At 62.9% G+C, this 20230-nt stretch carries 23 protein-coding genes and 1 pseudogene; 10 read left to right on the top strand and 14 right to left on the bottom strand.

What is annotated here, in order from left to right:
• Positions 1 to 129 precede the first annotated feature (129 nt).
• The 7 genes from P9250_RS19605 to P9250_RS19575 all read right to left on the bottom strand — a co-directional run bounded on the left by P9250_RS19605 (position 130) and on the right by P9250_RS19575 (position 6065).
• Entirely contained in the window at positions 130 to 765 is a 636-nt protein-coding gene (locus P9250_RS19605) for an alpha/beta hydrolase (RefSeq protein WP_250491708.1), read from the bottom strand.
• Between the two features lie 28 nt (positions 766 to 793).
• A complete protein-coding gene (locus P9250_RS19600; protein ID WP_244826850.1) occupies positions 794 to 1123 on the bottom strand; it encodes a ferredoxin in 330 nt (109 codons plus the stop codon).
• Between the two features lie 52 nt (positions 1124 to 1175).
• Positions 1176 to 2336 carry a VanZ family protein gene (locus tag P9250_RS19595; protein WP_250462765.1) on the bottom strand — a complete coding sequence of 387 codons (1161 nt, stop codon included), beginning with the start codon at positions 2334 to 2336 and terminating at the stop codon, positions 1176 to 1178.
• Positions 2337 to 2352: 16 nt separating this feature from the next.
• Entirely contained in the window at positions 2353 to 3000 is a 648-nt protein-coding gene (locus P9250_RS19590; RefSeq protein ID WP_310394685.1) for an ABC-type transport auxiliary lipoprotein family protein, read from the bottom strand.
• Positions 3001 to 3019: 19 nt separating this feature from the next.
• Positions 3020 to 3988 carry an MlaD family protein gene (locus P9250_RS19585; protein ID WP_310394683.1) on the bottom strand — a complete coding sequence of 323 codons (969 nt, stop codon included), beginning with the start codon at positions 3986 to 3988 and terminating at the stop codon, positions 3020 to 3022.
• Positions 3989 to 4052: 64 nt separating this feature from the next.
• Entirely contained in the window at positions 4053 to 4931 is an 879-nt protein-coding gene (locus tag P9250_RS19580) for an ABC transporter ATP-binding protein (protein ID WP_244826846.1), read from the bottom strand.
• Positions 4932 to 4937: 6 nt separating this feature from the next.
• Complete coding sequence (locus P9250_RS19575; protein ID WP_244826845.1) at positions 4938 to 6065, bottom strand: ABC transporter permease; 1128 nt, start codon at positions 6063 to 6065, stop codon at positions 4938 to 4940.
• Between the two features lie 186 nt (positions 6066 to 6251).
• Here P9250_RS19575 and P9250_RS19570 point away from each other — a divergent pair, with 186 nt between their 5' ends.
• The 6 genes and pseudogenes from P9250_RS19570 (at position 6252) to P9250_RS19545 (ending at position 9106) form a co-directional block, all read left to right on the top strand.
• On the top strand, positions 6252 to 6443 hold the full coding sequence (locus tag P9250_RS19570; RefSeq protein WP_310394680.1) for an antitoxin: 192 nt from the start codon (positions 6252 to 6254) through the stop codon (positions 6441 to 6443).
• Complete coding sequence (locus P9250_RS19565; RefSeq protein ID WP_250491704.1) at positions 6433 to 6717, top strand: type II toxin-antitoxin system RelE/ParE family toxin; 285 nt, start codon at positions 6433 to 6435, stop codon at positions 6715 to 6717. The genes P9250_RS19570 and P9250_RS19565 overlap by 11 nt, the downstream gene beginning before the upstream one ends.
• Positions 6718 to 6856: 139 nt before the next feature.
• Positions 6857 to 7759, top strand: coding sequence for a biotin--[acetyl-CoA-carboxylase] ligase (locus P9250_RS19560; protein WP_244826842.1), 903 nt, complete (start codon positions 6857 to 6859; stop codon positions 7757 to 7759).
• Positions 7756 to 7857: pseudogene (locus tag P9250_RS19555) on the top strand (pantothenate kinase); the annotation flags it as partial. The gene P9250_RS19560 and the pseudogene P9250_RS19555, both read left to right, overlap by 4 nt.
• Before the next feature lie 165 nt (positions 7858 to 8022).
• A complete protein-coding gene (locus P9250_RS19550) occupies positions 8023 to 8850 on the top strand; it encodes a type III pantothenate kinase (RefSeq protein WP_409014967.1) in 828 nt (275 codons plus the stop codon).
• 16 nt (positions 8851 to 8866) lie between these two features.
• Positions 8867 to 9106 (top strand): hypothetical protein, encoded by a 240-nt coding sequence (locus P9250_RS19545; protein WP_244826841.1) that lies wholly within the window; start codon positions 8867 to 8869, stop codon positions 9104 to 9106.
• 322 nt (positions 9107 to 9428) lie between these two features.
• Here the strand turns inward: P9250_RS19545 and rfaE2 are convergent, their stop codons facing one another.
• The 7 genes from rfaE2 to P9250_RS19510 all read right to left on the bottom strand — a co-directional run bounded on the left by rfaE2 (position 9429) and on the right by P9250_RS19510 (position 16555).
• Positions 9429 to 9911, bottom strand: a complete 483-nt coding sequence (gene rfaE2 / locus P9250_RS19540) for a D-glycero-beta-D-manno-heptose 1-phosphate adenylyltransferase (protein ID WP_244826840.1) — start codon at positions 9909 to 9911, stop codon at positions 9429 to 9431.
• A gap of 147 nt (positions 9912 to 10058) precedes the next feature.
• Positions 10059 to 10934 carry a ferritin-like domain-containing protein gene (locus P9250_RS19535; RefSeq protein WP_244826839.1) on the bottom strand — a complete coding sequence of 292 codons (876 nt, stop codon included), beginning with the start codon at positions 10932 to 10934 and terminating at the stop codon, positions 10059 to 10061.
• Between the two features lie 393 nt (positions 10935 to 11327).
• Positions 11328 to 12326, bottom strand: coding sequence for a MerR family transcriptional regulator (locus tag P9250_RS19530; RefSeq protein WP_309841170.1), 999 nt, complete (start codon positions 12324 to 12326; stop codon positions 11328 to 11330).
• A gap of 329 nt (positions 12327 to 12655) precedes the next feature.
• On the bottom strand, positions 12656 to 13390 hold the full coding sequence (locus tag P9250_RS19525; RefSeq protein ID WP_310394676.1) for a PhaM family polyhydroxyalkanoate granule multifunctional regulatory protein: 735 nt from the start codon (positions 13388 to 13390) through the stop codon (positions 12656 to 12658).
• Positions 13391 to 13426: 36 nt separating this feature from the next.
• Positions 13427 to 14254, bottom strand: a complete 828-nt coding sequence (locus P9250_RS19520) for an enoyl-CoA hydratase/isomerase family protein (RefSeq protein ID WP_244826836.1) — start codon at positions 14252 to 14254, stop codon at positions 13427 to 13429.
• 18 nt (positions 14255 to 14272) lie between these two features.
• Positions 14273 to 15442: an ABC transporter substrate-binding protein gene (locus P9250_RS19515; RefSeq protein ID WP_310394674.1), complete on the bottom strand. Its 1170-nt coding sequence runs from the start codon at positions 15440 to 15442 to the stop codon at positions 14273 to 14275.
• 126 nt (positions 15443 to 15568) lie between these two features.
• Positions 15569 to 16555 carry a fumarylacetoacetate hydrolase family protein gene (locus P9250_RS19510; RefSeq protein ID WP_310394672.1) on the bottom strand — a complete coding sequence of 329 codons (987 nt, stop codon included), beginning with the start codon at positions 16553 to 16555 and terminating at the stop codon, positions 15569 to 15571.
• A 106-nt stretch (positions 16556 to 16661) separates the two neighbouring features.
• On the opposite strand from P9250_RS19510, the gene P9250_RS19505 reads away from it, so the two are divergent.
• The 4 genes from P9250_RS19505 to P9250_RS19490 all read left to right on the top strand — a co-directional run bounded on the left by P9250_RS19505 (position 16662) and on the right by P9250_RS19490 (position 20086).
• Positions 16662 to 17471, top strand: a complete 810-nt coding sequence (locus P9250_RS19505; RefSeq protein ID WP_310394670.1) for an IclR family transcriptional regulator — start codon at positions 16662 to 16664, stop codon at positions 17469 to 17471.
• A gap of 114 nt (positions 17472 to 17585) precedes the next feature.
• Positions 17586 to 18764, top strand: coding sequence for a DUF3108 domain-containing protein (locus P9250_RS19500; RefSeq protein ID WP_310394668.1), 1179 nt, complete (start codon positions 17586 to 17588; stop codon positions 18762 to 18764).
• A 137-nt stretch (positions 18765 to 18901) separates the two neighbouring features.
• Positions 18902 to 19693 carry an alpha/beta fold hydrolase gene (locus P9250_RS19495; protein WP_310394665.1) on the top strand — a complete coding sequence of 264 codons (792 nt, stop codon included), beginning with the start codon at positions 18902 to 18904 and terminating at the stop codon, positions 19691 to 19693.
• 135 nt (positions 19694 to 19828) lie between these two features.
• Positions 19829 to 20086: a DUF3567 domain-containing protein gene (locus tag P9250_RS19490; RefSeq protein ID WP_244826831.1), complete on the top strand. Its 258-nt coding sequence runs from the start codon at positions 19829 to 19831 to the stop codon at positions 20084 to 20086.
• Positions 20087 to 20230: the final 144 nt, after the last annotated feature.

Below are 20230 nucleotides of genomic sequence, written 5' to 3'. Positions count from 1 at the left end.
GATGAATCTACGGACAAGACGCGTGTTTTCACGTTTGCCGCGCTGCAATTCGAGGGATTACGCCGATAGCCATTCGAGCGCCGATTCGCGCGGCGAAACGCTCGATGACGACGAGATTGAAACGCTCTTTCAGCGCCAGGCATCGACGATGATGCGTTTCAAAACATGCAGTTTGCGATGGAAGAAATGCTCGCCGCCCGGTATCACGACAACCGGCAATTCCTGCGGGCGCGCCCAGTCGTAGACGGAGGAAATGGGCACGGTCTCGTCCACTTCGCCGTGGATCACGAGCGTGCTTTCGGGCACGGGCGCGACTTCCCAGCGGCTCGCAGCGGTGCCCGCAAAGACCATGCGCTCGATGCTCTTGCCGCTTTCGACCAGCCGCTTCGCGACATGCGACAGCACGAAGGTGCCGAACGAAAAGCCCGCGAGCACGAGCGGCACGTCTTCCTGACCCGGCTGCGCGCGCATGTGGTCGATGAGCGCGAGCAAGTCGTCCTGTTCGCCGATACCGTTGTCGTGCTCGCCCGCCGACTGGCCGACGCCCCGAAAGTTCGAGCGATACGTCGTGTAGCCGAGTTGCACGAAGGTACGCGCGAGCGTCTGCGCGACCTTGTTGTCCATCGTGCCGCCGAAGAGCGGATGCGGATGCGCGACGAGCGCGATTCCGCGCGGCGCTTTATCGGCGGCATCGGTCCGGTCGAGCGCGACTTCGATCTTGCCCACTGGACCGTCGATCAGGAATTTTTCGGTTTGCGCGTTCATCGGGTTACTGAGTCTGGGTCACAAGCGGTCACGCGGGTTGATCGATCAGAAGGCGCTCGACGATCTTGCCGTTCGCAAGATGCGAATCGACGATCTCGTCGATATCGGTTTCGTCGATATACGTGTACCACGTGCCTTCCGGATACACGACGAGCACAGGGCCGAGTTCGCATCGGTCGAGACAGCCAGCCTTGTTGATGCGCACGTTGCCCTCGCCCGCGAGGCCGAGTTTCTTCACGCGCTTCTTCGCGTGTTCCTGCATTTGCTGCGCGTTGCAATTGGCGCAGCTCGGGCGCGCGGCGTCGGCATCGCGCTGATTGAGGCAGAAGAACACGTGGTACTTGTAGAAAGAGTCCATGGCGTGGGGCCTTGAGTGTGTTCGGATCGATTATAGCGAGCGATGTTCATGCCTACCCGGCCCGCGCCCGCCGCCGCGCGAGCCACGCGCGCTCCGCCGCCGACGCGAGCCAGCCGAGCGCCGCGTAAGGCCACACCCACGCGAGCCAGTGCAGAAGGCCGTTGAAGTGCAGATAGCGCCCTTGCCGCCAGTCGGCCAGCACGATGTCGAAGTACGGATTCAGCGGCAGCAGATTGACGAGCGCAAGCCCCGCGACCAGCGCCGCGCCGGCAAGCACGGCGCGCAACGAGCGTGGCAATGCAACCGACAGCACGGCGGCCAGCGCGCCGATCGCGATGCCTTCGAGCGCGCCGTCCGTTGCCCAGTCGTAAAAAAGTCCCGCGCGCGATTGCAGAAACGTCGCGGCCGCCTTGGCGAACAACGTCGCGACGATCAGGCCGAGCATCAGCCGGATGCGGGGCGCGCGCTCGCGCGTGAGCAAGGTTGCAAGTACGAGCGCAGCATACAGATTGCACGACGTGATGATCGCTTCCCATGCGTCGTCGGGCAGGAGCGCGCCGAGCCGGTCCGACCAGGTTTCGAGGTCCCACGAGGCGGGTGCCCAGGCGAGGATCGCGTCCTGCATCGCGGGATCGAGCCCGTCCCAAAGCGCGCGCGGCAGGTCGCCACCGCCGAACAGATAAGGCGCGGGGAACATGCCGGCGAACGGCCACAGCGCCGTCAATCCGATCACATACGCCGCGTGCCGCTCGAACCAGGTGAAGCGGATGCGCCTGAGCCAGCCGCGATCGAGCAGCGCACTCGTCGCGGGCGCGATCAGCACGCCGCCGACAAGCGCGCCGAACGCATTGGCGGCGAGATCGAGATTGGAGGCGACGCGCGTCGGCAAGTAAGTCTGGATGGCTTCCATCGCGCCCGACAGAAGCGCGCCGCCGAAGAGCGCGAGACACACCGCCACCGATCCCCTGAAGCGCGGATAAAGCGCCAGCACGATCAACGCGCCGAGCGGCATGTAGCCGAGCACGTTGGTGATGACATCGAACGCGGTCAGATACTGCGGCAAGGGATCGGCGATGAAAGCAAACGGCCCGATGCCGAGCGTGCGCCAGCCCGAAAACGGATACAGCGACGCATAGACTACGAGCGTCGCGTAGGCGGCGAGCGCCTGCCGGGAAAACGCCGACGGGCGGCGCTGCCATTGCTTGATCGTCATGAGCCGCGCGAATGCCTCATTGTGCGGCGGCGGTGAGCGGCTGCTTGTCGAGCCACGCGCTGAGTTGCGAAATCATCTCGTTGGACGCGGCGGCGAGCGCGCGTGCGCCGCCCGCCGCGTCGCCGGTGGGCGCGCTCGCTTCGGTGCTGAAGCTGCGTTGCGCGACGACGCGTCCTTGCTGCGTGAGCGTCGCGCGCACCGCGACCAGACCGTGGCTGCGCTCGGGCGCATCGAAGACTTGCTCGAAGCGCGTGAGTTCGACTTCGAGCAAGGCCGCGCGCACCGGATCGGCGCCCGTAAGAACCGGACCGCGCGCCGACAAGCTGTCGCGCAGACGTTGCGTCAGGAGTTGCGCGGGCGGCATCGTCCAGTGACTGTTCGAATAGTTGCCGGTGCGTTGTGCATCGACATAACTGAGCCGGTAGATGAAGTCGTCCGTTTCGAGATTGCGCGGCGCGCTCACGGCCAGCACCTTGACCGGCGGCGTGGTGGCCGGCGTGGTAGCCGGCGTGCTGTTCGCGCTCTGGTCGATGGCGGGCGCGACGCCCAGGTCGTAGCGCACGTTCGGCATCGCCGATGGCGTGGACGCGCACGCCGCGAGCATCGTCATGCAGGCGAGCGCGAGCGCGGCGGTCATCGTCATGTTGCGGTGGTCGTTATGCATAGCGTTCCTTCGAATCACGTCAATGCGCCGTCGGCGTCGGGCTTGCGGGCCACGCGAAACCCGGTTCGCCCGGCCCCGGCGACTTCTGCGGCGCGCCGAACAACACGCTGCGCGGATTGGTGCTGAATGCATCGGCGGCGCGGTCGACGGAACGCGCGGCGCTGCCGACGTCGTCGGTGAACGAGTAAAGGCGCGGCAACGCTTCGAAGCCCACGCGCGCCGTCACGTTGCGCAGCGACTCGTTCATGTCGGTGAGCGCCGCAGCCGCCTGGTCGGCCGCGTTGCCTGCCTTGTTCAGATTGGTGACGAACGGGCCGTCGGGCCGATTCAGGTTTTGAATCAGCGTATTGGTCGATGCCAGCGTGCGGTCGAGTTGCTTGAGCGTCTGCGGCAAATGCTCGGTCGCGGGCGACACCTGATTGGCAAGTGTCGCAATGCCGTCGGCGGCATTTTTCAGGCTCTTCGTCGTGTCGAGCAACTGGACGCGCACATCGTCGGAGAGGAACTTGTCGGCATCTTCGGAGAGGCGTTCGAAGCGCTTCAGGATAACGTCGCCGCGCTCCTGCAATTGCTCGAAAAGACCGGGACGCATCGGCACTTCGGCCACGTTCTGCGCCGACGATGGCAACGCGCTCGGGTCTTTCCCCGTGTCGTCGAGCTGCACGAACGCGATGCCCGTCACGCCCTGAAAGCCGAGCGTGGCGAAGGTGGAATGCGTCATCGGCGCGTTCTGGTCGACGAGAATGCGAATGCGGATCTGCCCCGGATGCGCTTTATCGAAGCGAATGGACTGCACCTTGCCGACGCCGAGACCGCGATAACGCACGGAGGCGTCCGTAAAAAGCCCGGTCACGTTGGTGCGGGCGATGAGGTCGTAAGGCACGCGCACCGTGCGGTCCACGTTGAAGAAGAACACCGCGAACGCAATGGCGAGCACGAGAACGATGGTGAACAGTCCGGTCCAGAACGCATGTGATTTGTTTTCCATCGTCATGTTCCTTTGCTTGCTGGCTCGCGCGTGCGGTGGCCTTCGCGTCGTTGGCGGGAGGTGCTCATTTGTTGACGCTGATGGTCGCGTCCTCCAGCGCGGCGGCGGGCAGCTTTGCGCGGCGTTCGGGTGGCAGCGCCTGCAATGCGCGCCGGCCCCGCCGCCCCAGAAAATATTCGCGGATGAACGGATGATCCACCGCGCACGCTTCTTCCACGGGCGCCGCGACCAGTACGCGCCGGTCCGCCAGCACGGCGACACGGGTGGACAGCGCGACCATGGTATCGAGATCGTGTGTGACAAGCACGACAGTCAGCCCGAGCGCGCGATGCAGGGTCGCGATGAGATCGACGAATTCATCGGAGGCCTTCGGATCGAGACCGGCGGTGGGTTCGTCGAGAAACAGCAGTTCCGGTTCCAGCGCAATGGCCCGCGCAATGCCCACGCGCTTCACCATTCCGCCCGATAACGCCGACGGCATCTTGCTCGCGTGCTTGCACGACAGCCCGACCATTTCCAGCTTGAGCATGACGAATTCGCGGATCAGGTCTTCGGGAATCTTGCCGAGCTCGCGAAACGGCTGCGCGATGTTGTCGTACACGGAAAGCGACGAGAACAGCGCGCCTTGCTGAAACATCATGCCGGAACGCGTGCGCATCATCTTCGCGGTTTCGTCGTCCATGTGCGCCCATTCCTCGCCGAGCACGCGGATACTGCCCGAAGTCGGCGATTCGAGGCCGAGAATCTGCCGCACGAGCGTGGTCTTGCCCGAACCCGAGCCGCCCAGCAACGCGACGATCTCGCCGCGCCGCACATCCAGATTCAGATGCTCGTGAATCACCGTTCGGCCATAGCGCTTGGTGACGTCGCGCACTTCGATCACCGGCTCGGCGATGACGGGCGGCGGCTGATGACGAACGGCGGTGGCAAGGGTCGTCGACATATGCGCCTATAGCCCCACGTTCTGAAACAGGATGGCGAAGACGGCATCCGCGAGAATCACGATGGTGATGGAACTGACCACGGAAGTCGTCGTGCCTTCGCCGAGACTCTGCGAATTCGCCTTGATGCGAAAGCCGAAGTGACACGCGGCAAGCGCGATCAGCATGCCGAACACCACACCTTTGCCGAGTCCGATCCACAAATTGGCGATAGGCACGACCGAAGGCAGCGAACGAATGAAGAACGAGATGTCGATGGACAATACGAGCTTCGCCGCGACCGCGCCGCCCGTCAGCGCGATGATGTTGGTCCACATGACGAGCAGCGGCATGGCGATACCGAGCGCGATCACGCGCGGCAAGACGAGCCGCAGACCGTGCGGGATACCCATGACCTGCATGGCATCGAGTTCTTCCGTCACGCGCATGACGCCGATCTGCGCGGTGATGGCCGAACCCGAGCGTCCGGCGACGAGAATCGCGGAGAGCACCGGCCCGAGTTCGCGGATCACCGAGAGCCCGAGAATATTCACGATGTACTGATTCGCGCCGAACACGCGCAACTGCTGCGCCGACAGATAACTGAGCACGATGCCGATCAGGAACGCGACCAGCGCGGTGATGGCGAGCGCCTGCGCGCCGGCGCTGTAGATGTTCGCGGAGATTTCGACCCAGGGAATGCGCCTCGGCCGCCGCACGAGCCCGAAGAGATCGAGGACGAAGCCGCCGAACATCGACAGGCCGCCTTGCAGATGGTCGAAGAAGCCGAAGATCAGTTCCCCGAGTCGCGTGACCGGGTTGGTGCGCGTGACGACTTCGGGCTCTTCGCGTTCGGCGTCGAGCAGCGCGACGCGTTCGAAGATTTCGCGTTGCGTGTCCGACAGCGCGATGGTCGCCGGCATGCGGCGGCCCCACACGCGCCAGAGCGCTTGTCCGCCGACGTGATCGAGCCGCTCGACCGACAGCAGATCCCATTGGCTGATGGCTTCGCGCCCGACCGCGCGCAGCCGCCGCGTCACACCGCTCTTGGCCCGGTCGCGCGCGAGCGCAAGCGCGGTCCACTGGCCCGAGAGCCGAACCACCTTGCCTTGCTGACCAGCTTCCACACTGAGGCGGGGCGGCGTGTCGAAGTTCAAGGAACGATGCGCGTCAAAACGCGGCGTGAAGGGGAGAGGACATTGTAACGAAGGTTAATGAGGCGGCGCTGTTATGGCGCGGGGGGTTGTGGGATGGCTGTATCCGCCGTGTTGGCCGTTCGGCAGACCTATGACGCGTGTGCCCCCTTGCGATATCATCGTTTGACCAGTCAACTTGAATGCGAAATGGCTAAAGACCTCGACCCCCTGATTCACGAATTCGATACCGTCGAAGAAGCCGAAGCCTATGACAAGTGGTTTCGAGCGGAAATCGATGCTTCGCTGGAAGACGCGCGACCGTCCATTCCGCACGACCGGGTGTTGGCGGACATGGAGGCACTGATTTCAGCGAAACGAAAGACACGCAATGATCGTTGAGTGGCGACCGCGTGCAATCAGGCGGCTCACGGAGATCTACGAGTACATCGAAGAACGCGATCCGCAGGCAGCCGAAAAGCTTTTTGAGCTCGTGATGAATGCTGTGGCAACTTTGCCTGACAATCCCTACGTTTATCGACGCGGACGCGTGCCAAATACCCGCGAGCTCGTCGTTCATCCAAACTATCTCGTGATATATCGCGTCACGGATCGAATTACGGTTATTAACGTGCTTCATGCGCGGCGTCGTTATCCGAGAGACAACGATAGCTGACGGTTTCCGGGCTCGCGAGAAAACTGCAGCGCCTATGAATCATAGGCTGTGATTTCTGCTTTTCGCGCGCCCGAATATTCGCTGTCCGGGCGCACGCGTCGTATGTAACGAGCGCCGGCGCGCCGCTACAATACCCGCCATGAACCCACCCTCTTCCTTCGCCCCGGACGCGCCGTGGCGCATCGACCGTAACCGGCTCGCGACGCTGGCCGAGCGGCCTGCCCGCGAGTGGACCATCGAAATCGTCGATGAAACGGGCTCCACGAATGCCGACCTGCTCGCGAAATTTCGCGCCCAGCCGCGCGACAAATCGCACGAGGAAGCGAGCGCGCCGCTTGCGCGCATCGCTTATTTGCAGACAGCGGGACGCGGAAGACGTGGCCGCGCGTGGCTCGCGGAGCCGGGCAACGCGCTTCTGATGTCGGTCGGTTATGTGCTGAAGCGGCCCATCGAGGGGCTTTCGGGTCTAAGTCTCGCCATCGGCACCGCCGTGCTCGACGCGCTCGCGCGCCTACCGCTCACGCCGTCCGCGCGTCCGGCGCTCAAGTGGCCCAACGACGTTCTGCTCGACGACGGCAAGCTCGCCGGCATCCTCATCGAAACGGCATGGAGCACGCCGCAAGCGACGGCGGTGGTGATCGGCATCGGCATCAACTTGCATGGCGTCGAACGGCTCGCCGCTCAGGTCGACGACGTGCACCGCCAAGCAAACGTCGCCGCACCGGGCGCGACCCCGGCCGCGCTTGCGCGCGCCTGGCCGGATGCGAACCTTACCGAGACGCTCGCTGCGCTATTGAACGCGCTCGACGCCGCGCTGCCGCGCTTCGAAGCCGAAGGCTTCCGCCCGTTTCGGCAGCGCTGGATGGACGCACATGCCTACGCCGGGCGCGAAGTCGTGTTGATCGATCAGGGTCTGGAAGTGACGCGTGGCATTGCGGCGGGTGTGGATGACGGAGGCCATCTGCTGATCGACGCGCCCGAAGGACCGCGCGTCGTCGCAACGGGCGAACTGAGTTTGCGCCTGGCGAAGGAGCGTCCGTGAGCGAGGCGCCGTGTTTGCTGATCGACGCGGGCAATAGCCGGATCAAATGGGCGCTCGTGGATTCGCGCGGCGAGTGGATGGCGAACGGGGCGTTCGAGCATGAGCGTGATGAGACGGGTCTTGGCGACGTCGTGAAGCCGCTTCATGGTGCGCTCGATGCACGCGGCTCCGCGCTCTCGCAAACGCCCGCGCAAAGTGACTTAGCGCCGAAGTCGCCTCATGACGCGGCCGATGCACGCGGCTTCGCGTTCGCACAAGCGACCATGCAAGCTGACCCGGCGCCGAAGCCGCTTCATGACACATTCGAGGCACGCGATTCGTCGGCGCACACGCACGCGAATAAAGCACCCGACGGCGATGACGCGTCCATAACGTCCGAAGCAACAGCGCCAGCGACGCCATCGACCGAAGCCGCCTGGTCCGCGTTACCCACGCCATCGAGCGTGTGGATTTCCAACGTGGCAGGTGCATCAGTGCAAGCGCGCATCGAACGTATGCTGGATGCACGCTGGCCCGATCTGCGGCGAACGGTCGTCCGGGCGAAAGCGCGGCAATGCGGCGTAGTCAATGGCTACACGTCACCGGAACGCCTCGGCAGCGACCGCTGGTCAGGCATGATCGGCGCGCGGGCAGCATTTCCGGGCGAACATCTGCTGATTGCCACCTTCGGCACGGCGACGACGCTCGAAGCCTTGCGCGCGGATGGCACGTTCATCGGCGGCCTGATCGCGCCGGGCTGGTCGTTGATGATGCAATCGCTCGGCAGCAACACGGCGCAGTTGCCGACGCTCGATGCCGCATCGGCACGCGCCGCGCTCGACCGAACCGCGAGTCGCTTCGCCACCGATACCGCCGCCGCGCTTTCCGCCGGCTGCCTGCTCGCGCAAGCGAGTCTCATCGAGCGCGCGTGGCACGATCTGCGCGCGCAATGGCAAGCCGAAGTGCGCCTCGTGCTGGGCGGCGGCGCTGCGAATGAAATCGCGGGCGCGCTGTCCGTGCCGCATACTCGCCATGATTCACTCGTGCTGTCCGGCCTGGCGCTCATCGCGCGCGACGCGACTGCGCCGATATCTCGCAAACTCTCTGATTGATTGACGGAGCCCAAGCATGCTGCGCTGGCTGATCGCCCTACTCATTTTGGCCAATCTGCTGATGTTCGCGATCGTGCGCAGCACTTTCGGACCGCTGCCCGCGGCCGGCGCGCGCGAGCCGCATCATCTGCTGGAACAGGTGCATCCGGAAACGCTGGTAACGCGGGCGCTGCATCCCGAAGAGGCGGCGGATCAGCCGCAAGTCGGCGCGCCCGCGCCTGCTGCAAATGTGCAGGAGCGGCCGCTTGGCCAGTGACTGCGTACGGCGCGCGCTTCGTTTTCGATTCCGTGCCTGTCGCGAATTCAGGTGCGCTCACTTGGTCGGTGAGTGCATATAACTTGTGAGTTCGTCGCTGTTCGTGAATGTCTCACCGTGCGGCCCAGCGTGATATTCGGCAGGTGATTCAATGCGTGGGCTCGCATCTGCGCCGGCGGTGTCAGCGTGTTTGTCGGTCTGCGATTCGGCGTGGAGTTCATGTACTGCTCGGCGTGCAAACCCTTATGTGTGCCTTGGCGAATGAATGCGCGCAGCCTTGACGGGCGATTCCCGTGCCTTGCGCCTATGCCCAACAAGCACCTCAACCCTGCGCGCGAACCTTCCTGAGCAACGCAGTCGTCGACCGGTCATGCTCGAACGGAATGGCCAGCGCCGTGCCGCCCCAACCCCGCACGAGCGCCGATTCCGCGAGCTTGTCCATGTCGTAATCGCCGCCCTTCACGAGCACATCGGGATGCACTGCATCGATGAGTTGCAGCGGCGTCGTCTCTTCGAATTTCACCACCCAGTCCACGCTTTCGAGCGCTGCCAGCAACGCCATGCGATCGTCTTCGCGATTGATCGGCCGATCGTCGCCCTTGCCGAGCGTGCGCACGGAGGCATCGCTGTTCACGCCGACGATGAGCGTCGCGCCAAGCGCTTTCGCATCCGCGAGATAACTGACGTGACCGCGATGAAGAATGTCGAAGACGCCGTTGGTGAAAACGACCGGTCCGGCGAGGTTTAAGCGAAGCGCGGCGAGCGCATCGCGCGTGGTGATCTTGCGTTCGAAAGTGGCGGGCATGGCGGCGCTCAGTGCAGTAGAACTCGAAGCGCGATTGTGCCACGCGAGTACGTTCCTCCGAACGTCATCCAGAGGTCATAAGCAAAACGGCCCGCCGGATTGCTCCGGCGAGCCGTTTCACCCATTGCGTCCGACGCCAGCCAGAACTCAGGCAGGCTGTTCCGCCGCACCGCCCGATGCCGCTTGCAGACGCTGCACCACTTCCTTGCGATAGCGGTTCAACTCCTGCGCGGTCACGAACGAGCGCTCGAAAAGAATCGAGAGGTTGTGCAGAATGCGCTCCACGACCTTCTTTTCCCAGCTGTCGTCAAAGCGGATCTGGTCGTCGAGCCAGCGCTCGAGCCATTCGGGGTCCGGCAGACGCGACTGCACCGTATCACGCGGAAAGAGCGCCTGATTCACATGCAGATTCGTGGGATGCAGCGGCTTTTCCGTGCGACGCGCCGACGCCATCAACACGCCAATCTTGGCGAAGGCGGCGCGCGCGGTGTCGCCCGCTTGCACGAGCGCCTTCTTCATGTAGCGAAGATACGCGCCACCGTGACGCGCTTCGTCGCGCGAAATGGTTTCGTAGATATGCTTGATGACAGGCTCGGTATGCCATTCGGCCGCACGGCGATACCAATGATTCAGGCGAATCTCGCCGCAGAAATGCAGCATGAGCGTTTCGAGCGGCGGCGCGGGATCGAATTCGAAGCGCACTTCGTGCAGTTCTTCTTCGCTCGGCACGAACTCGGGTTTAAAGCGCCGCAGATATTCCATCAGGACGAGCGAGTGCTTCTGTTCTTCGAAAAACCACACGCTGATGAAAGCCGAGAAGTCACTGTCGTTGTGATTGTCACGCAGGAACATCTCGGTTGCAGGAAGAGCGGACCATTCGGTGATCGCGTTCATCTTGATCGTCTTGGCCTGCTCGTCGGTGAGCAGAGACGCGTCGAACTTGTCCCATGGAATGTCCTTCTCCATGTCCCAACGGACGGATTCCAGCGATTTGTACAGTTCCGGATAAAGCATGGTGTTCATTGTCCACCCCTGATGCCACTTATGCGACGTTATATCTAAGATCTTCGGCACGAGCGTGCGGCGCGAATTGCTGCACGCAAGCAGCCAAGCTTTCAATTTTACGCGGGATTGCGACGGCCAAAGACGAAAACCGACAATGAAGCGCCAGATAATGGCGCGCGGTACGCGTTGCGCTCCGCGTAAACACTGCACTTACGTGCAATGTTGCGTTGTCAGCGTCTTTTCTACCGTGGGTGAGGAGCGAGTCCTGTGCCTGAGGTATGTTCGATCGGCAGCCGCGTGTGCTGCCCGAGGCGTTGTTCCGCCGATGATGCCTGCCGCTGCCGACTGTCATGTGACATGGTCGAGGCTCGCCGCAATTGCGCCGAGCCCTGCGTCAGCGGCGTTCGCCGATCATAGCACGGCGGATTGACGCCACTCGGCCACTGTTTCGTCGATAGGTCCAAGTCCAGGGAGGTGGTCGACGCCTTCCTGAAACTTGCGACGCAATGCAGGACTGCTACCGCCGACCCAAATGCGCACGTGTGGTGGAAGCATGTTGCGCAGGTCCGTTACGCCATTGGCGATGGACTGCGCCGGAAGCACGGCCGAAAACGACAGCGCCACGATATCGATGTCATGCATCTTCACCGCTTCGACGATATCGGTGAGCGGTGTCTGCAGGCCGAGCTGCATGCAGTCGCATTCAGACAGAGTAAACATGGCCTCCGCCATCAGAATGCCAAGCCCGTGACCTTCGCCCGACAAAGTGGTGAGCAGCACGCGCGGCCGTCCGCCACGTCCGCGCAGCGCATCGGAGAGCGGTCGAATCAGGGAACGCAGAGTGCTTTGAATCGCCTCGCTAAAGAGATGCTCGTGGTACACCTGCAGCGTACCCGCCGCCCACGCATTGCCGACGCGCGCCGCGAGCGGCGCCGCCACGTCCACGACGAAACGTTCCAAACCGTCGCGGGTCGCGCGCTTCAGGAGCAGAAAGCGGAACTCGTCGTAGGCACCCGAACGCAGCAGCGAAACCATGTGATCCAGTTCGACGTCCGGCGCATCCTGTCCCACACCCGACGACTGCGCCAGTTCCTGCAGTGCTTCGACTGGCTGCACGAGAACCTTGCTCGGCCGATGCCCCGCATCCAGCAGACGTTTGACGAGCCGCAGCTTGGACACCTGCTCTTGCGGATACAGGCGTTCGCCGCCGGCTGAACGCATGGGTTGCGGAAAGCCGTAGCGGCGCTCCCAAACGCGCAAGGTGTCTTTTGTCAGACCTATTTCCTGCGCGATTGCACCAATACCAACGCCGGATACCGCGAATTCAGCCGAATGGCTGTAGGACGATCTTTCGGATGACGCCGTCCCGTCGGGCACCCGTTCGAATTCTTGCTCAGATTGATTTGTCATGGACAATTCGGATTGAAAGCGAACACACGTACACTCGCACAGGGCGTTCCCGGCAACGCGGTTGGACAAAACCTTCCGAACAACCATCCAATCATAGACAAAAACTAGTCTGATCAGCGGCGTTGCGATTGCGGGGAACGAACGATTGCCATACAACGAACCGCCCGCGATACGTCCGGGCGGACTGTTGCGCTATTGGATATACGGAGTGGGTTGGCGTTTGGACGCACGCCGAGCGTTAAAAGTGGAATCGGGCAGAGCATACGAGGAACTTGCCCGAAAGCAAAAATAAGCCGGAGGAATGTGTGTGCCCCCGGCAGCTAGCTCGACTACTCTGCTTTCTTGCGCGGCGCGGCTTTCCTTGCGGGCGCTTTCTTCGCGGCGGTATCGGACGCCTTGTCGCCGTTATCGGAGTCGGATGTCGAGGACGCCGCGGCGTCACCGGATTCCGGCTGTACACCCGGCGCGCCCGTCATGCCGGGCTGCATCATGGCGAGATGCGCCAGTTGGTTGAACTGCGATTGCAGCACGTTCCACCAGCCGCTCGGGTCGAACCCGGGCGGCAGCGCGGCATCCGCATTGGCTTCTTCCGACTCCTCGCTCGACGCCGCCGGTTGCGCCGCCGCTTGTGGCGGAGGCGTTTCCTTCGCCGCGCCGGTCATCGGCCAGCCGGCTGCAGACTTCGGCTTCTCGGCAGGCGCTTGCTTGCCTTCCATCGACGTCTGCGCGTACGCGCCGAACGCACGCAACGTGGCGAGTGTCGCCCGCTGCACCTCTAGCGCCTGAATCGCCGATTGCAGCATGCTGAGGTTGAGCTTCAGCCACTGCTCGACCGCGCGCATGTCGGTCACGCGCTTGTCGAGTTCCTCGATGTTGGTGAGCGGCGCCATCATGTCGGACATCGCCGAAAGCGACGGACCCATGCCCTGACCGCCGCCCTGCATCGCGGCGGCGAACGGATTCAGGCGCATCAGCTCCCACATCTTGCCCATCATGTCGGCCTGGCCGAATCCGGGAAAACCGGGCATCGTGAATGGCGAGTTGCCGCCGGCGTTGTCGGTCATTGTTCTCTCCTCAGCAAGGTGTTCGGGTGCTCCGATTCAGAACGGCGCGCCGCCGGGGAAGTCCGGCGCGCGACGCTCTCGCAACGAGCGCATGCCTTCGTGCACGTCTGGTCCTGCAAAACCCATGAATTCGAGCGCGAGGGACGTATCGAATGTGGGTCCCGCCGAGCGCAGCCAGTTGTTCAGCGCGTACTTGGTCCAGCGGATCGCGGTCTGCGAGCCATGCGCGAGACGGTTCGCGACTTCGAGCGCCTTCGGCATCAAGTCGCTTTCCTCGACCGCGAGCGACACGAGCCCGATGCGTTCCGCTTCCTCGCCGCTCACCGGCTCGCATAGCAACAGATAGTACTTGGCCTTGGCCATGCCGCACAGCAGCGGCCAGACGATGGCCGCGTGATCGCCCGCTGCAACGCCCAGGCGCGTATGGCCGTCGATGATGCGCGCCGTCTTCGATGCGATCGAAATATCCGCGAGCAAACCCGCGACGAGTCCCGCGCCGACGGCCGGACCATGCATGGCGGAAACGATAGGCTTGCTGCAGTTGATCACGTTGTACACGAGATCGCGCGCCTCGCGCCACACGCGGGCGCGCACGTCGAAGTCGTTGGCCATTTCCTCGACGAGCCCGAGATCGCCGCCCGCCGAAAAGCCCTTGCCTTCGCCGCGAATCAGCGCGACGCGCGTGTCGGGATCGCGGTCGATATCGCGCCAGATTTCCGCGAGTTCGCGATGCATGTTGGCATCGGCGGTAGAGAGGCCGCTTTTGTTCGCGCCCGCGCCGGGCATCACGACTTCGAGCACGCCATCCGCATGGCGGCGCAGTTCGAGCGAGCGGTAATTCGAGTACAGGGCAAGGTCGGTCATGTCGATGTTAGGTTGCGTTCAGCGCGGCTGATAGATCCAATTGCCGTCGCGAATCTCGACCATCACGCGCGCGCGTTGATCGAGACCGATGTGATCGTTGGGCGTCATGTTGACCTGCCCGTTGGTATCGGCGAACTGCTTCGTGCTTTCGAGCGCGTCGCGCAGCGCGGCGCGAAACGCGGGCGTGCCGGGCGCGCCCGCTTTCAACGCGATGGGCACGGCGCGATCGAGCAGCATGCCCGCATCCCACGCATACGAGCCGAACGCGGAGACCGAGCCCGCGCCCTGCTTCGTTTCATACAGCTTGATGTAGTCGAGCGCGAGGCGCTTCGCCGGATGATCGTCAGGCAACTGGGCGGCGACAAGCACCGGGCTCGCAGGCAGAAAGGTGCCGTTGCAGTCCGTGCCGCACACGCGCAGGAAATCGCGATTACCCACGCCGTGGTTGTGATAGACCTTGCCCTTGAAGCCGCGCTGCGCGAGCGTCTTGGGTGGCAAGGCGGCAGGCGTGCCGGCCGCGCCGACGACCACGGCATCAGGCTTCGCCGCAAGAATCTTGAGAATCTGGCCGGTCACGCTCGGGTCGGTGCGATTGAACCGCTCGTTGGCCACGACTTCGATCTTGTGGATCTGCGCGAACTTCGCGACTTCCGCGTAGAAGGTTTCGCCGAGCGCGTCTGCCTGGCCGATGAACGCAATCGTCTTCACGCCGTGATTGCTCGCGTGTTCCGCAATGGCCGATGCCATCATCGCGTCGGTCTGCGGCGTCTTGAAGACCCAGCGCCGTTTATCGTCCACGGGCTCGATGATCTTTGCCGACGAAGCGAGCGAGATCATGGGCGTCTGACCTTGCGACACGACATCGATCATGGCGAGCGAGTTCGGCGTGATCGACGAACCGATGATCGCGTCGACCTGATCTTCGCTGATCAGCTTCTTCGTGGTCTGCACCGCTTGCGTGGTGTCGGATGCGTCGTCGAGCACGATGTAGTCGACCGCTCGGCCGCCCATTTCCTTGGGCAGAAGCGCGACGGTTTCGCGAGCCGGAATGCCGAGCGATGCAGCCGGCCCCGTCAGCGAGAGCACGAGACCGATCTTCACGTGCGGCGTCTGCGCGATGGCCCCGGTCGTCATAAACACCGAGGCGAATGCCAGCGCCGCCGCCATCCTCCACTTGCCTTTGCGCATGGAACGTCTCCTTGTTGTTTTATTCGCGCTTTAGTTCGAACTTCATTCACGCCGCAGCGCCCGGCAAGTGTAAGAGGGCAAAGGCTCGCGACGCATCGGGCTAAACCCCGCCGCGCGCTCGGTGCCTTAGTGCTCCAGTTGCGTCACGGCCTGATCGATCGCGCCGAAAATGGACTTGCCGCGCTCGTCGAACATCTCGATCTTCACGCTGTCGCCGAACTTCATGAACTCCGTCTCTGCCGCGCCGTGCTCGATGATTTCGAGGCAGCGCTTCTCCGCGATACAGCAGTAGCCGCGCTGCGCGTCCTTGTTGGAGATGGTGCCCGAGCCGACGATGGACCCCGCGCGCAGGTTGCGCGTCTTTGCCGCGTGCGCGATCAACTGGCCGAAGTGGAAGACCATGTCGACGCCGCATTCCGGCTGACCGACTTTCTTGCCGTTCCAGTGCACGATCATCGGGCGATGCACGCGGCCTTCGCTCCAGGCGTCGCCGAGTTCGTCGGGCGTGACGGCCACGGGCGCGAACGCGCTTGCGGGCTTGCTCTGAAAGAAGCCGAAGCCTTTCGCCAGTTCGGGCGGAATCAGATTGCGCAACGACACATCGTTGACGAGCATCAGCAAGCGCACGCTCTTCAACGCTTCATCGGGCGTGGGCGCCATCGGGACATCCGACGTGATGACCGCCACTTCCGCTTCGAAGTCGATGCCGAACGATTCGGACGCGCACACGATATCGTCCGTCGGCCCGATGAAATCGTCGCTACCGCCCTGATACATCAACGGATCGGTCCAGAACTCGGGCGGCATTTCCGCGCCGCGCGCGCGCCGCACGAGTTCGACGTGATTCACGTAGGCCGAGCCGTCCGCCCACTGGAAGGCGCGCGGCAGCGGCGCCATGCAGGCTTTGGGATCGAACGTGAAGCTATTGCGTGCGCGCGATTGATTCAGCGCTTCGTAGACGTCCATGAGTTGCGGCGCATAGAAGGCCCAGTCGTCGAGCGCGCGTTGCAGCGTCGAGACGATTCCATCGGCGATGGCCGCGGTGCGCAAGTCGCGCGAGACGACGACGAGTTGGCCGTCGCGCGTGCCGTCTTTCAGCGTGGCGAGTTTCATAGAGCGAAGGGTAAGCCGTGATGACGTTAAGGAAAATCTATTTTACGATGGTGAATCGCCGGTCGATGAGTCGGCCATTCGGCATAAGCCCTTTTACGCGCTCCAGATGGATGAAACCCAGGACGACGACCTCGTCGACACCGCTTCTGAAAAAACCCGCTCGGGCATTCAATCGATCGAAGTCGGCTTTCGTCTGCTCGACGTGCTCACCAACGAACCGCGTGCCATGATGTTGCGCGATCTTGCGCAGCGGGCCGGCATGAGCCCGGCGAAGGCGCATCGCTATCTGGTGAGCTTCGTGCGGCTTGGGCTGGCATCGCAAGATCCTTTGTCGGGGCGCTACGAGCTCGGCGGCTTCGCCTTGCAGATGGGACTGGCACGCCTTGCACGCGTCGATGGCGTGAAGCTCGCGCGTCTGGCGCTTGCGCAATTGCGCGACAGGCTGGATCAGACGGTCGGCATCGCCGTGTGGGGCAATCAGGGGCCGACCGTCGTGCACTGGATGGAATCGAGCTATCCGGCGAAGGCATCGCTCAAGCTCGGCGATGTCATGCCGCTGCTTTCGTCGGCAACTGGTCTGCTGTTCGCGGCTTACCTGCCGCGCAGCAAGACGCAGGCGATGCTCGCGCGTGAACTCGCCACCACGAAGAAAACGCTCGCGGATGTCGAGCCGCTTCTTGCCGATGTGCGCGAACAGGGCGCGGCGCGCGTGGAAGGCATGCTGTTGCCATCGATTCATGCATTCTGCACGCCGGTTTTCGATTCGACGGGCGAACTCGCACTGGGTTTGATCGCACTGGGTCACGAAGGCGCGTTCGACACGCGCTGGGGCGGTGAAATCGATTCCGCGCTGCGCGAGTGCGCGCGCGGTTTGTCGTATGAGCTGGGTTATGCGGAAGACGAGCGCTCGCTTTGACGCGTTTTGTAAAAGCTTCGCGTGCGAGGCGCATTCAAGGAACATCGTTTCGTTCAAATGTGTCGAAAACGTTCCTTGTGTTCCGTAACACGCGCCTTTCCGTCGCTTCGTTCAATGCCACTTTTCCCGTTTCGCCGTCGAAGTACTGCTTTCGCATCCGGCGAGCCATCCGATGCCGAAAACCCGCCGCGCCGCTGGGGCCGCTGGGCGCTAGTCATTCTCATCGTCGTGTGTCTGCACTTGGGCGCGATGCGCTGGGTTGGCCGTGCGCAACAGCCGGTTAATCCGCCGCCGGAAAACCCACCCGTGCAGGTCGAACTGTTGACACAGAAACCGGTTGCGCCGCCTGCGCCACAGCCTCCCACGCCTGCACAGACGCCCGTCAAACCTGCACCGACGAAGGCTGTCGAACCACCGAAGCCCACACCCCAACCGAAGCCAGCCGCACCGGCGCCAACGCCCACACCGTCAACAACGCCCGCGCCGCCTGTCACCCCAATCGTTGCCGATGACGACACCGCCCAAGCACAAGCCGCCGCGATTGCAGCCGCTTCTGCCGCTTCTGCCGCTTCTGCCGCTTCTGCATCCGCGCAAGCTGCCGTGCCTGCATCGCAGCCAGCCGTCGCATCCGGCGACAAATTCAGCGTGCCGCCATCCGGCGAGCTTCGTTACGACACGCTCGTGAACGGCGTTATGAATCAGACCGGCACCATTCACTGGACGAACGATGGACAGCATTACGAGATGGTCGTTTCCATTCCGCTGCCCTTCGTCGGTCCATACGTCTATTCGAGCAAAGGTCACATCGATACCTTCGGCATCGCGCCGGACCAGTATTCCGAACAACGCGGCCGCCGCGCCGCCGATATCGCCGTGTTCAATCGCGAGACCAGACAGATCGTCTATACGCGTACGCCCAATAGCCAGCCGCTCGCCGATGGTGCGCAGGACCGCTTCAGCGTGGTCATGCAATTGTCCAGTCTGGTGCGCGGATCGCCCGATCAATACAAGCCGGGCGTGACGCGCCAGTTCAGCGTCGCCGATAACGACAGCAACGAAGTTTGGGCACTCGAAACCGTCGGCGACGAAAACGTGCAGTCGCGCGGCGGATTCACCACAGCGCGCCACTTCACGCGCCTGCCGCGCCGCGAAGGGGACAAACGCAAGCTCGACATCTGGCTCGCGCCCGCGCTCGGCTGGCTGCCTGTGCGTATTCTGCAAACCGAACCGAATGGCATGCAGATCGAAATGCTGTGGGCGGACAAGTTGGGAATAGCTCCCGAAGCGCGCTAAGACGACGATTCAGGCACGCCGGATGCGTATGAAGAATCCGCGTCACGGCAATGCAGTGGCCCGGACCTCGAACTGACACCGCCGCGCGCACGAAAAACGGAGACAGCAGCGCAAACCGCATTCTCCACGGAGCCGATATGCAGTTGACGATCAATGGCATCGACACACGGTATGTTCTCGACAACGAAGGCGGCGGCCCGACGCTCACCTTCATCCACCAACTTGGAGGCGATCTCTCGGTGTGGGACCAGATGGCGGGATACTTCCGTCATGGCTACAACGTGTTGCGTTATGACCTGCGCGGACATGGAAGGACTGCGGTATCGCAGGACGCGTTCAGTATCAGGGACCTCGCCGATGACCTGGCCGAATTGCTCGACGAGCTCGGCGCAAAGACCACGCACCTTGTGGGCTTATCCATTGGCGGCATGGTCGCGCAGACGTTTGCGATCAACCATGCGGATAAAGTGGATTCGCTGACGGTCGTCGGTGCGCCGGCGTTTATTCCGGAAGAAGCGCAGCCTACCTTTCGTCAGCGGGCAGCTTCCGTGCGCGAAAACGGCGTAGCGAGTATGGTGGATGCAACGCTCGAACGCTGGCTAACGCCGCAATTTCGCAAGGCGCATCCGGAAGCGGTCGAGCAAATTGGCGAAACGATTGCGCAAACGCCCGTCGAAGGTTTCGCCCGCGCGGCCGAAGCAGTCAGCCGTTTCAACGTTGGGGACAAGCTCGCAGCCATCGACAAACATACGCTGATAATTGCCGGCGAGCACGACAGTGGCACGCCACATGCTGCATCTCAGGTGATTGCCGATACCGTACCAGGCGCGCGATTCGAACTACTCAACGCAGCGCACCTAAGCCCGGTCGAGGAGTCGCAACGGTTTTGCGCATTGTTGAATGACTTCTTGCGCACGTCCGCGTCATAAGCTTTTCGCGTCAAAAGCTTCACAAGAAAGCCTCGATAAACCGGCATCACGTCGAGGCCACCCCTTGAATTCCCACCCGAGCGCTCCAATTACGGTGCAGGATTGCCAGGAGCAACAGGAATAAGGAGTGTCGCCATGCAAATGATCTACAACAGCCCTAACTATTGCGTCGTTGAGTTCCCGCCGCAGGACAATCATCTTGCGATGATGTCGGGCGGCTATGAGATCGTCGACAAAAATACGCAGCGGGAAATCTTCATCGACGGTGCGCTTGCCGCCAAGTTTCGCGAGCACGTGCAGAAACTGATCGAAGAAGAACCGTCGCTCGAAGACGTCGATGAATTCCTCGGTCAGTTCGATATCTTGATGAATCAGCCGGTGGTGCTCCACTGAAACTCGACTGCGCGCGCGGTTGAGTGCCGCGTCGCGCCCGCTCCAGCAGCGGTGATCACGGCAGCATGCGACACGAAAGACCCCGTCCGGGCAACCAGGCGGGGTTCTTTTTTTGCATCGGCGCCATGTCCGCGAGCGCTCCCG

It is taken from the genome of Caballeronia sp. LP006 (genome assembly GCF_031450995.1).
In the GTDB taxonomy this organism is placed as follows: Bacteria; Pseudomonadota; Gammaproteobacteria; order Burkholderiales; family Burkholderiaceae; genus Caballeronia.
Note: the sequence above shows the minus strand (reverse complement) of the source record. Positions and strands in the feature narration are given on the sequence as shown.